Genomic DNA, 13,050 nt, shown 5'->3' on the forward strand with positions numbered 1-13,050 from the left:
CTCCAATTAAAAAGCCTCTGATCACTTTCATGATCAGAGGCTTGTTTATCTCATCGAGTATCTTATAGCTTAAATTGGTCTACCAAGTTCTGTAGATTAGACCCAGCTGTCGATAGCTCATCGACCACATTACTGGAATCATGGCTTGCTTCGAGTAAAGAAGAAACAATGTCACGAATAGCGACAAGATTGCGGTTTATTTCTTCGGTTACAGAGCTTTGTTCAGTCGCAGCAGTGGCAATGTGATCCGTCATACTATTGATTGATTCGACCGCTGAACCTACGGCATCTAACCCAGCAGTAATATCCGAAGAAGAACTGACTACCTTTCCACAAGTGGTTTGGCTGTCACTCATCGATTGAACAGCTTGCTCAACAAGTTGGTGCAACTCATCTAGCATGGTTTTTATTTCATGCGTACTGCCTTGTGTTCGGCTTGCCAAGCTGCGAACTTCATCGGCAACCACTGCAAAGCCACGCCCTTGCTCACCAGCTCGCGCTGCTTCAATAGCTGCATTTAACGCTAGTAAGTTCGTTTGTTCAGCAATGTCGCCGATCACTTTCAGAACACCATCAATTTTCTTCGATTGCTCATGCAAAGAGCCCATGTGTGAGCTTGTTTTTTCAATGTTATCTTCTAAAGACGTAATAGAACCGATAGAAATGGTTACGCGCTCTTGAGCTTGTTGAGCATCTTTATTAGCGTCATTCGTAGCGGTAGAAACTTGATTGGCACTTTGAGCCACTTCATGCGCTGTCGAGCTCATTTCCGTTACTGCAGTCACTACTTGCTCAGTTTCGTGGTTGTGTGTTTGTAACTGCACTTTTAGGTTTTCAGTTTGCTGGTTAATAGTATTCGCCGCCTGAGTCACATGCCCCGTTGACTCAGTCACCTGTGACATAATGCCATGCAACTTACTAATGAACTTATCGAATGCTTGACCAAGTTGGGCAATTTCATCTTCACCTTGAGCGTTAATTCTGTGCGTTAAGTCACCCTCTCCACTGGCAATGTCTTCAAAGGTAGACAGCATTTTACGAATAGGTGCCGTAACCTTATTCGCCACATATGTCATCACTGCAGCCACAATCAACAGAATCGCAATTGAGCTTAGTAGTACAAACTGCATTTGCGTGCGCATCCGCTCGTTCGCCGCATAGCGATATTCTTCAGTCGCACGAATAATGTCATCCGTATATAGACCAGTTCCTAAAAACCATGAGCTACCCAATATTGGTGCTGAATACGCAATTTTAGGTTGTGGAGTACTTGCTCCTGGTTTGTCATATACGTATTCAATAAAGCCGCCACCTTGTTTAGCTTTTGATCTCAAACCTTGGGTGATTTTCACGCCATTTGGATCAACGAGCCCCAGTCCAGATGTGCCTTCGGCTTTTGGCTTCAAACTATGGACAATATAGGTGCCTTCTCCATCAAACATGAAGAAATAACCACTGCCACCAGCAGAAAAACGCGCTTTTTTAAGTGCATGTCTAGCCGCAATTCTAGCTTCATCACCAGTACCTAATCGGCTGACAATCTCTTCAATCACAGCTTGAGCGACAGTAGCAGCATCTTTAATGTTGTTTTGTCTTTCCTTTGTCAATGTCTCTTGGTAGTGACTGACTTCTGCTTCAACTGATTTCAATTGAAGGTTAAGGACTATAGACATAGCAACAGTTATCACGAGAACCATGGGCACAAGCGATGCGAGTAAAAATTTCAATTTCATTGATAAACGATTCATACATCCTCAATTATTATAATAAGTATGACTAACATTATTTACACAGCAGAATACCACACCGTAAAAAATCTTGGTCATTTATAGGCTTAATTATTAATCCATTCTAAATATCAATATCAAATGAAACTTGATGCAAACCAAAAAAACTGCATTAGCCTTCTTTAAATGAGGCGTTTTGAACAATTATGTGTTGCGTAAACACTGCTCAACTCAAATAAACCTTAACTAAGTCACCGAAATAAGCGCACAAAATTACTGACAAAAGTAGTATTAACAAATCCCTCCTAGAACTAAGTCTTAATAACTAGATTCTAAGTATTTATTCTATAAAAGCCTGTTCTAATTGGACTGAAACCATAAACGCTCCTACAGTATTAACTGGCATATTTTATAAATTTATCATTAATATTCGAATTCAGATTTTCCGTGATGAATACTAGATACCCATGACCGATTTCAAGGATGAAAATCGAAATGCTAATCAAGAAGTCATACCAAAACATTATACTCGCCGGTATTTTTACCAGTGGTGTTACCACAGCTAATGAAATAAATATCTACAACTGGGAAGGCTATATTGATCAGAAAATCATACAAGATTTCGAGAATCAAACCGGTCACACCATTACTATTGACACTTATGACAGCGATTCTATTCGTGATGAAGTGATCAACAGTGGGCGTGCTTATGTATTTGATTTAATCCTACTCGACAGCTGGACTCTAAAATCGATGGGCGAAAAAGGGTTACTGTATGACCTTTCTCATGTATCAAATGAGCTATCAAGTGTGATTGATGTGTCTCGCCAGAAAGATTGTGGGCGGTTCGGCCTCCCATATACATGGGGAACCATGGGCATTGCCTATAGAGCATCGGTTGCCAGAACGCCTATCACAAGTTGGATGCATCTATTTAACCCACCCAGCGAGCATCACCAACGTGTTGTATTTAGTGAGGATTTAGTGGATGGAGTAGCAAGTGCACTACTCGCTTCCAACTTACCCCCTTTCAGTTCCAGTAAAAATGATTTAAAAACAGCCTATAAATTACTGCAACAGCAAAAACCCCACGTACTTTCTTATGAATTTGGTGAGAGCTATGGGCTTATTTATGGCTCAGCTAGCCAAATGTCCATGACTTTGGCTTTCACTGGCGAACATTACTACATAGGTGAATATACGGAACAAAATGACTGGCAATATGTAGTACCTGAAGAAGGGACGTTAATTTGGACAGAATGTTTTGCCGTTCCTAAATCGGACAATATCAACACAGCTGCGATTAAGTTCCTTAAATACTTAAACCAACCTGACATAGCAGCTCGAAACGCTGAGTCTATCTGGTTCGCAACGCCGAATACCGCTGCCTTACCACTCACAAACCAAGAATACCGACAAGATATAAATATATTTCCAAGTGCAGAAATTCTGTCACGTAGTGTCCCCTATCAATCTTTAGATGGGGACGCTCAATTAATTCGCGAGAAGATGATTCAAGCTGTCAAAAGGTAGTGAGCTATGAATTTAACCCAGCGTGTAAAGTTTTTTATTTTACCCATCATCATTCTCACCTTTGCAACGGCGGGATACTTATCCTTCCAAGTTTTTAGGCAACATCAGGTTGATTACCATACTCATTTCATCAGTCATAGCTTGTATCACTTACATGAATCTTTGCAGATTGAAGACAGGTCAAACAATTCCCAGCTATCTAATATATTGAATAATAATGAATTTATTCGAATTTCCGATGAAGTGAATTGGGACTATCTTGATTATTCCCTGAACCCTGCCATTTATTCTATGATTGCGCGCTCTGTAGAAAACAGCGCCACTCAAAGTATTCATATCACTAATAATCGCGGTCGCATATTACTCGCCTTCGATGATAACGACCCTTTTAGTGAAGTTCAGCTCCCTCCCCATACTGAAGAATTTGTTAAGCACGCACTGCAACATTTCCTTTTGACCTCCTCTTTTTCTACCGTCAGCACTTTATTTAGAGACTCAGATGGAATACTCAAAATAGTGTATGCGCGATCTTTCTCTCCGAGACTGCTTCAGCATGACCTACGGAACAAAACCAACGAATACCTCGTTGCTATACAAGTCACTAACCTAGATAGCTTTACAACTTTTCAAAACCAAATTCGCCACGAGTTTGGAGACGAGGTCACTTTTTCAGTTCAACCTGAATTCTTCCCTGGCTCTTCACAAATAGACCAAACGGATATCAATGTTACTCTTAGCCAAGACAAATCCCTTATTGGTTCAATGGATGGAGGGGCGTATTTCTACTCTGTAAAAGTCCCTAAGCATTTAGTCGATAAGTCTACGACCACTTCATTTTACTTGGCTTTCTCAAGCGCCCTTGTCATGTCTGTTGTTACCTATCTGTTTTTACTTTGGGTAATAAAAACTCAGATAATCAACCCAATCCTATCTTTGGAGTCGAATGTTAGAGAGACAACACTCAGTGGCAATAATAAACTGATATTACTCGATAAAAATGACGAAGTGTCCAAACTCAATAACGCTTATTATCACTTGGTCAGTAACTTGGACCACCTTGCTTCACGAGACGTTCTCACTGATCTCGCCAATAGGCGACAATTTGAAACTTGGCTTGAAGAGCGCCTAAAGTTTGTTAATACCGTAGAATTCAAAGATAAAAGACCTCAAGACTTTGCCTTATTGTTTATTGATTTAGACAAGTTTAAGCAAGTGAACGATCACCATGGTCATGAAACTGGCGATAAACTATTACAAATATTCAGTAAACGTTTAACGGACGTGGTCAAAACGTCGGTGTCATCATCAAGCATAGAATTTTCAAGCATTGCTCGCTTGGCAGGAGATGAATTTTCCGTTGCGCTGCCTAAAATAAATGGACTTGATGAAGCAGAACATGTCGCTCAACAAATTATTGCCATGTTTGATGGTGGGTTCGAAGTTGGCGGAATATGCCATGATGTGAAAGCCAGTATAGGCATTGCAATGTACACGGAGAATATGAGTTCTGCTTCCCATCTTCTCAAATGCGCTGATACCGCTATGTATCAAGCAAAAGCGAATGGGCGTAATAGATATGAGGTTTTCACCAAAGCATTAGAGAACCAATTAAAACTAACCGAAACCATTGAAAACACGCTCCTTGAGGAGCTACTTGAGAATCAACTTGAACTCTATTACATGCCAATTTTCGAATCTCGCTCACTTGCACTTGTCGGCTATGAGACGCTACTCCGAAGCCCTACATTGATGGCTAAAGATATTGGACCTGAAACCTTTATTCAAATAGCGGAATCATCCAGCTTGATCAAGAAAATTGACCTTTGGGTGATTGATCGCTCTCTTCTTGAATTTACGCAATTAAGGAATGAAGGGTTTGGCGGTTATCTGTCTGTTAACATCTCATCTCTAGAACTCAAGAACAAAGAGTTTGCCCCGCAAGTAGCGCTTAAAATTAAGCAATCAGGCATTGAACCTAGTTTGATTCACCTAGAAATAACGGAAACCAAATTGGCAGCCCCTGACGCCGATTCTGTTCACATACTAAACCAGCTTCGAGATATCGGAGTAAAATTGGTATTGGATGATTTTGGTACTGGCTACACCGCTTTTAATCAGCTCGTTCACTACCCAGTCGATTGTTTAAAAATCGATCGCAGTTTTGTCGATACCATCGAAGTGGATCATCATAAAAAAATGGTCGAAATTATTATCACTTTAGCAAAATTATATGGGCTAAGAGTAGTGGCAGAGGGCGTTGAAAATGAAGTGCAACTTACCTATTTAGCCGACCAAGGTTGCCAATTTGTACAAGGGAACCTCCTCTCTCGTCCATTACCCTTAGAGCAGTTTAGAGACCGTTTTATCCGCCGTGTTAATTATTCAAACGGCTAACTATGTAAACGTCTAATTATTAGAGGGGCAATGCATACTGATTTCAAATAAATCCGTACCTAAAACTAAAAATGGCGACACTTTGCAGTGACGCCATTAGAAATAGGAACTTTCTGTTATCTGTTATCTGTTATCTGTTATCTGTTATCGAAACACTAACTTGTTTTATTCAGTGAAACCAAAGCTTCTGCTGTTGCATCTTGAATAGACAAAAACAGTGAGTTGATCTTCCCCGTAGGTGTTCTCATCGGGTTTAACGTCACATTCTGATACATGAAGTCAGCCTGCTGCGTAATCGGTCTTACATTACGGCACTTAAACAAATACGGGCGCTGCTGCCACGTAATGAAGCTTCGACAGCCTAGATCATAAACTGGCTTGGTTTTTATTCGGAACCAATCTTCAGGTATTTCAGGGAACAATTCAAAAATAGATTTGCCGATCGCATCATGTGACTGTAAGCCACTATGGTGAGTCATAAAACCATTCCAAACTTGAACGTTATAATCTCGGTCCATAACCACTAAACCCATATCAACGTTTTGTACCATATCCACCATCCAGTGGAATTGTTCAAATTCTGCAGGGAGATTGAGCATACTTAAAACTCCTCCATTAGGTACGCAAGCTTGTTGTCTAATAAAGGCAAAGATTCATCAACAAACATAAATAGTAAATCACAACGAATTGAAGTGCCGTCTATGTTATAGCTCACTTCGAATGTCATTGTTTTCTGAAATGATCCGCTGGTATTTTCGATAATAGAATCAATCGAAATATGCTGACCTAATAGCACAGGGGAACTTTGGAAGAATCGTACTTCGGACTGTTCACCTAAGCCATTTAAGAACGATCCAACAAGTATGTTAGACACATCCATTAATAGTTCGAGCTCTTCTAATTCTTCACTTTCAGTCGGCACTTTCATCAATTTTTTCAAGTCACTCACACTTGAGTCACTTAAAAGAACGAGAGCTTCACCAGCAATACCTTCACCACTAAAACCTTGGCATACACCTGAAACTTGGTCATTTTCAGCCAAGTCACGCAATGCCATATGTAGTTCACTTACCTCGAAAATATTCACATTCGGTAATGGTAAGTGCACAAACACATCAAAATGCCTTGCTAGCGCATCAGCAGCACGACCAATCGCAACGTTCGCTACTTCCATATATATATCGCGACGACGCAATACTGGTAAGTCAAGAATCGTTGGCGTAACAATTTGCGGCTGCTTCGGTGGATCAACTAATTCACGCAGTATTTCTTTTAGCGCTTCTTTATCTATCGGCTTTTTCAGGAAAGCTTTTGCCCCAAGAGATAACACTTTCTCTCTGGCTTTCGGTTGTATATCACCAGATACAACCACGACTGGTGTGTCATCACCCAGACGCTGCATTTCTTCTAATGTTCCATAGCCATCTAACTCAGGCATGGTTAGATCGAGGAACATAAGCTTAAATTTATTCTTTTCTAGCTCTTCCAGCGCATTCACGCCGTGAACTGCAAATGTTATATCTGCATTTAAAGATGCAGGCAGAGAGCGTGCCATCTGCTTTCGAGCTAACGCAGAATCATCACAAATGAGAATAGGAAACGACATTCATCCACCATTGATATTTTTAACTTATAAACATCAGTGTAACAGATTGTTATAGTATCAGGTACGGAGTTGCGGGGTTTTACAAGTTATATTTATAACTCAGAATGAAACTACTGCACTAGCCAAAATTCTAGCGCGTGGTTCGTTAGCTGTTAAAGTTATCTTTATAAAGTATTGTTTTAATGACAATACTAAAATCAATTGACTACTAAAGCTGATGCGTTGGCCATAAAATCAGTAACGCAAAGCGCATAATAACGGCGAAGACGAGAAGTGCTATGCCTAATCGGTACCACTTATATTCAGCAATACTCATAGGGATTCGTTTATAAAACATAGTCACGACACCTTTCCAGTCTTGGCTCCGTTTACCATATTGCATAACACCAGTTAAAACAAAAAGCACACCGAGAAGCAACATCCCTTTTTCTGCCCAAAATAAACCAACTTCCATTTTAATCTCCTACGGCACATTAATAGAGTCAGTTTAGAGTGCTTTCTAAAATATTGATGTACTACGATGGTCTAAAGCTCAAACCGAATCAATGAGTTCCGGTAACAGCTCAAATAAATCCCCAACGACCCCATAATCTGCCACATCAAAAATCGCCGCTTCTGAATCATGATTAATTGCGACAATCACCTTTGAATCTTTCATGCCAGCCAAATGTTGAATCGCCCCCGAAATACCCACAGCAATATATAGATCGGGCGCTACAATTTTACCGGTTTGCCCTACTTGTAAATCATTAGCCACATACCCTGCATCTACTGCGGCTCTTGAGGCTCCTATTGCCGCACCAAGTTTATCCGCAAGCTTTTCAACCATGACAAAGTTTTCTTTGCTGCCTAGCCCACGTCCCCCTGATACAACAATTCGTGCAGCTGGTAAGTCAGGACGAACACTTTCTTCTTTATGCTGGGAAACAAAGTCAGAAACCGCATAGATGTCGTTGTCGTCTGCTGTGTTATCAGCAATAGACAAGATAGTTAATGCGTTAATAGGTTCATCTCGGCTTTCATTAATGGGCACTGCATCAAATGCTGAGCTGCGGATGGTCATAACCTTCGTGGAATCAAAGCTTTTGACTTTAGCGAGAGCGTTACCTGCATAAATTGGTCTTATTACTGTATCGAGAGCTTGAATTTCTATCACGTCAGAGAGCTGACCAACATCGAGTAGTGCAGCAATTCGAGGCAATAGATTTTTCCCAAAAGTAGATGCCGGAGCCAAAATATGAGTGAACGGCTGATCCAGTGACACAATCACACTAGCCATTCTTTCAGCTAAAGGATTTCGATACATTTCGTGATCAGCCACTAGCAAATTATCAATGCCGTCAATTCCTTTAAAAGCATCTACTACGCTAGGCAAGTTATGTCCAATCACAGCTACATTAACTTCAATCTTATCAATTGCAGGGTCTAGTTTCGCTTGTTGTACAAGGTGGTTTGCTGCGCTTAATGTTTTGAGTGTTTCTGGTGCTAAATTAACATTATCGTGCTCAGCTATGATCAGGATTGAACAAAAGTTATTGTCCATAATGTGCTCCTTTTTAATCGGTTGAACACTCTCTCTGCATTTATTGACTAGATACAGATCCTTAAATTCAGGTCACAAGTTTTAGTCACTTACGGTGCCGTCAAACCATAATTCACTGACAATTTTTATTCATGAAGGCAAAACCTTCACTTCGTTTTTTAACTTATCAACCAGTTCACTAATCCCACTGACAATCACACCAGCTTTTCTTTCTTGAGGTTCGTAAACCTCTACTATCTGTTGAGAGCTTTCTATAGCAACACCTAACTGTTCTGGAGTGAGGACATCCAGCGGCTTTCTTTTCGCCTTCATAATGTTAGGGAGTGACGCATATCTTGGTTCATTTAAGCGTAGGTCGGTACTGAGTATCGCTGGCAAGCTCAGATTTAAAGTCTCCAAACCGACATCCGTTTCTCGGGTGACTTGAAGAGACGCTATTTGTGACCCGCCATAAGTGACAGCGTCACCCATTGATGATTCATTAGTCTCCGTTGAAGTGGCATCGGCGCCCATAGGGTGAGATTGAGGAACAATTGAAGAAATGAAAGTCCCCTGAGCGCAGCTAGATAAGGCAGCAAGCATCTGCGCGACTTGGTTATTATCCGTATCAATTGACTGCTTTCCGAGTAATACAAGGTCAGCCTCTTCTTGCTTCATCACTGATCGAAGTAATTTGGCAACATTCAATGGCTCTATTTGGTTCGGAGCTTCAATTTGAATAGCCCTGTCAGCCCCTAGTGCCAAAGCATTTCTTAGCTGCTCTTGACTAGATTGCTCACCGATTGAAACAACAATCACTTCAGATGCATGACCTGCCTCTTTTAAACGAATCGCCTCTTCAACTGCGATCTCACAGAACGGGTTCATGCTCATTTTGACGTTATTAACTTCAACACCTGAGCCGTCAGGTTTAACTCTAATTTTGGCATAAGGGTCAATAACTCTTTTAATCGACACGAGTATTTTCATAACTTCTCCCTACCTAACCACTATGCAATGCCACAGGTATCAATATGTGCAAAATTATTACTCACCAGACAGAAAAACCATATAAAACAGTTCTTCACTTGAGCTTAGTAAAGTTTACGTTTCCGTCAACTGGACTATATTTGTAAGACACTAAGTGGGTAATGGCTAACAGATAAGGTGCACACAACGCGGCGGTTTAACTTCCAATTCATTATCACCTTGGCTTCAATTATTCATATTTTCGGTACGTCATAGCTTTCTATACGCCTTTGTCTTCAGCAGAAAAGCAGGTAAGAATCATGGATAGAGAATGCATGGAATTTGATGTTGTAATTGTAGGCGCAGGTCCAGCTGGCTTAGCTGCGGCGTGCCAATTGGCTATGCTGAACAAGCCAGCACCTCTTCTTAAAAATGAATCTCAATCGCCCGATATAAAGAACAAGAATGAGCCACTATCAATCTGTGTCATCGAAAAAGGCGCAGAAGTAGGGGCACATATTCTGTCAGGTGCGGTATTTGAAACCTCTGCACTTTATGAGCTTTTCCCTGAATGGCATCAGATGTCTGCACCGATAAGCTCACAAGTCACCGAAGATCAATTTCTATACCTAACAACCAACCAAAATCATGTTGTTATTCCGCATTTTCTTACTCCAAACCCAATGCTTAACAATAGAAACGACCATAAAAACTATGTCATCAGTCTTGCCGACTTGTGCCGCTGGCTTACCGTTCAGGCTGAAGAACTTGGAGTGGAGATATTCCCAGGTTTTGCCGCGTCATCCATTAGCTATGACCAAGATGGTCGGGTTAGTGGTGTAATTACCTCTGATATGGGATTAGATAAAACCAATCAGCAAAAGCCTTCTTTTGAAGCCGGTATAGAACTAAAAGCTAAATACACGCTCTTTGCTGAAGGTGCTCGTGGTCATTTAGGCAAGGAGCTCATAAATCGTTTCCAATTAGACCATGAAGCTCAACCGCAACATTACGCGTTAGGCATAAAAGAGATATGGGAAATACCCTGCGAATATCATGAAGAAGGAAAAGTCATACATGCCACGGGTTGGCCTTTGAGTGAAACCAATACTTGTGGGGGAAGTTTTTTATATCACTTAGCCGACAACCAAGTGGCGGTAGGTTTAATTACCGACCTCAATTACCAAAACCCATATCTAAGTCCATACGATGAATTCCAGCGCCTTAAACACCACCCTACTTTTGCTCGTTATTTGAGAGACGGTCAACGAATCGCTTATGGCGCAAGAGCCATTGCTAAAGGGGGATTATCATCACTTCCCAAGCAAGAGTTTCCTGGTGGTATTTTAATTGGCTGCGATGCCGGGACTTTAAACGTAGCCAAAATTAAAGGCAGCCACACCGCAATGAAATCAGGCATGCTTGCTGCTCAAGCTGTTTTTGATGAGCTTAATTCGAATGAACCTCAAAGCGAGCCAAACTATCAAAAACATTTTAAGCAATCATGGCTTTATGATGAATTGAAAGACACTCGTAACTTCGGTTCTGGAATTCATAAATTTGGTCATGTTCTCGGGGGATTACTTGCCAGTTTCGAGCATAACATCTGGTCTTCTATGACAAAAAAAACAGTTCCATGGACAATAAAAGATCAAAAGTATGACCATGATACACTTCACCAAACTAACCAATCTTATAAGATCGATTACCCAAAGCCTGATGGCATATTAAGTTTTGATAAAGCGTCATCACTATTTTTGTCTGGTACTCAACATGAAGAGAACCAACCTTGTCATCTTCAATTAATCGATCAAGATATTCCAATCGAACTGCATTTAGATCTTTACGATGAACCAAGCCAAAGGTACTGCCCTGCTGGTGTCTACGAATTTATTCGGGAAGAAGTCAAAGGGGAAAATGAAAAACAAATAGCCAAGTTTCAGATCAACTCGGCTAATTGCCTACACTGTAAAACCTGCGACATTAAAGACCCCTCTCAAAATATCAAATGGCAACCACCAGAAGGTGGTGGCGGTCCTAACTATCAAAACATGTAGTCTATTAGCTGAAATCTGAAATTATTGGGATATGACGAATCTGCATGAAAGTGCGGATGAGACTAAAAAAAGGACAAAAAAAGTGAGAGTGTAAAAACACTCTCACTTTAAAATCATTCAAATACTAACGGCTTAACTAAAGGCGTTATTGAGGCTTCTTCGCTAGAACGGCATCAATGTCAGCCGCACTATGGCGTTCAGGTAGCTGCTCCCATTCTTCACCAAAAGAACGGTTCACAATGCGACCACGTTGCACACCTTCACGGCTTTCAAGCAATTTAGCCCAACGAACCACATTCGTGTACGACTCGACTTGCAAGAACTCTGCTGCGTCGTAAATTTTGCCCAACACTAAATTGCCATACCACGGCCAGATTGCCATATCGGCAATGCTGTACTCTTCGCCCGCGACATACGTATTCTTAGCCAGTTGTTTATCTAACACATCTAGCTGACGTTTTGCTTCCATCGCAAAACGATTAATTGGGTATTCATATTTGGTATCAGCGTACGCGTAAAAATGACCAAAGCCACCACCTAAGAATGGTGCAGAACCTTGAGCCCAAAACAACCAATTGAATGTTTGAGTCCTAGCACTGCCCTCTTTTGGTAAGAACTTGCCAAATTTTTCCGCCAAATGAACCAGAATAGAAGCTGATTCAAATACGTGGTTATCTTCCGAACCCGTCTTGTCTACTAAAGCTGGGATTTTTGAATTTGGGTTCACACCCACAAAACCTGATGAAAATTGGTCACCTTCGCCGATGTTAATAAGGTAAGCATCGTATTCAGCTTCTTTAATACCCAACGCCAATAACTCTTCTAAAAGAATCGTTACTTTTTGTCCGTTTGGCGTACCAAGAGAATAAAGTTGTAAAGAATGCTCACCGACCGGTAAATCTTGTTCGTGTCTTGCTCCAGACTCTGGGCTATTAATGTTTGCCCATTTATTGCCACCATTGGTGTCATTTACCCAAACTTTCGGTGGAGTATATTCATTTGTCATTATCATTCCTTAGTAATGTGGGTGTTTCATAAACTGATATCGGGGCGTTTCTACTAATTAAAACCCCAACCACTCTATTTCACTTACATTTTGTTACTGGGTGTTCTTTTGTGAATCTAAAGAGTAGTTCAAAGCGTAAGGTTTAAATGATCTAGATCCGGTGAAAAGCATCTACCCTTGTTAAACCATCCTCCTACTTTTAGAGTTATGATAAAGTACTTTGTATTGATATAGAT

General features: G+C 40.8%; 10 protein-coding genes. 3 read left to right on the forward strand and 7 right to left on the reverse strand.

The window, feature by feature from the left end:
- Nucleotides 1-62 precede the first annotated feature (62 nt).
- Nucleotides 63-1,748 carry a methyl-accepting chemotaxis protein gene (locus L4C37_RS03755; protein WP_429767908.1) on the reverse strand — a complete coding sequence of 562 codons (1,686 nt, stop codon included), beginning with the start codon at nt 1,746-1,748 and terminating at the stop codon, nt 63-65.
- A gap of 474 nt (nt 1,749-2,222) precedes the next feature.
- Here L4C37_RS03755 and L4C37_RS03760 point away from each other — a divergent pair, with 474 nt between their 5' ends.
- Together L4C37_RS03760 and L4C37_RS03765 are read left to right on the forward strand one after the other, a co-directional pair.
- The gene (locus L4C37_RS03760) at nt 2,223-3,260 is read left to right on the forward strand and encodes a polyamine ABC transporter substrate-binding protein (RefSeq protein WP_429767909.1); all 1,038 of its coding nucleotides are present in this window, start codon (nt 2,223-2,225) and stop codon (nt 3,258-3,260) included.
- A 6-nt stretch (nt 3,261-3,266) separates the two neighbouring features.
- The gene (locus tag L4C37_RS03765) at nt 3,267-5,654 is read left to right on the forward strand and encodes a putative bifunctional diguanylate cyclase/phosphodiesterase (protein WP_429767910.1); all 2,388 of its coding nucleotides are present in this window, start codon (nt 3,267-3,269) and stop codon (nt 5,652-5,654) included.
- 155 nt (nt 5,655-5,809) lie between these two features.
- On the opposite strand, the gene L4C37_RS03770 is transcribed toward L4C37_RS03765, so the two are convergent.
- From L4C37_RS03770 to L4C37_RS03790, 5 genes are all read right to left on the reverse strand, one after another.
- The gene (locus L4C37_RS03770) at nt 5,810-6,253 is read right to left on the reverse strand and encodes a PAS domain-containing protein (RefSeq protein ID WP_137373825.1); all 444 of its coding nucleotides are present in this window, start codon (nt 6,251-6,253) and stop codon (nt 5,810-5,812) included.
- A gap of 2 nt (nt 6,254-6,255) precedes the next feature.
- Complete coding sequence (locus tag L4C37_RS03775; protein WP_429767911.1) at nt 6,256-7,260, reverse strand: response regulator; 1,005 nt, start codon at nt 7,258-7,260, stop codon at nt 6,256-6,258.
- A gap of 208 nt (nt 7,261-7,468) precedes the next feature.
- A complete protein-coding gene (locus L4C37_RS03780) occupies nt 7,469-7,714 on the reverse strand; it encodes a hypothetical protein (protein WP_137373823.1) in 246 nt (81 codons plus the stop codon).
- A 78-nt stretch (nt 7,715-7,792) separates the two neighbouring features.
- Nucleotides 7,793-8,803 carry an electron transfer flavoprotein subunit alpha/FixB family protein gene (locus tag L4C37_RS03785; protein WP_429767912.1) on the reverse strand — a complete coding sequence of 337 codons (1,011 nt, stop codon included), beginning with the start codon at nt 8,801-8,803 and terminating at the stop codon, nt 7,793-7,795.
- 129 nt (nt 8,804-8,932) lie between these two features.
- Nucleotides 8,933-9,772: an electron transfer flavoprotein subunit beta/FixA family protein gene (locus tag L4C37_RS03790; protein WP_429767913.1), complete on the reverse strand. Its 840-nt coding sequence runs from the start codon at nt 9,770-9,772 to the stop codon at nt 8,933-8,935.
- A 299-nt stretch (nt 9,773-10,071) separates the two neighbouring features.
- On the opposite strand from L4C37_RS03790, the gene L4C37_RS03795 reads away from it, so the two are divergent.
- The gene (locus L4C37_RS03795) at nt 10,072-11,808 is read left to right on the forward strand and encodes an electron transfer flavoprotein-ubiquinone oxidoreductase (RefSeq protein ID WP_429767914.1); all 1,737 of its coding nucleotides are present in this window, start codon (nt 10,072-10,074) and stop codon (nt 11,806-11,808) included.
- A 145-nt stretch (nt 11,809-11,953) separates the two neighbouring features.
- Here L4C37_RS03795 and yghU read toward each other — a convergent pair whose 3' ends face one another.
- Nucleotides 11,954-12,814 (reverse strand): glutathione-dependent disulfide-bond oxidoreductase, encoded by an 861-nt coding sequence (gene yghU, locus L4C37_RS03800; RefSeq protein WP_429767915.1) that lies wholly within the window; start codon nt 12,812-12,814, stop codon nt 11,954-11,956.
- Nucleotides 12,815-13,050: the final 236 nt, after the last annotated feature.

This window comes from Vibrio kagoshimensis (assembly GCF_050337535.1).
GTDB lineage: Bacteria > Pseudomonadota > Gammaproteobacteria > Enterobacterales > Vibrionaceae > Vibrio > Vibrio gallaecicus.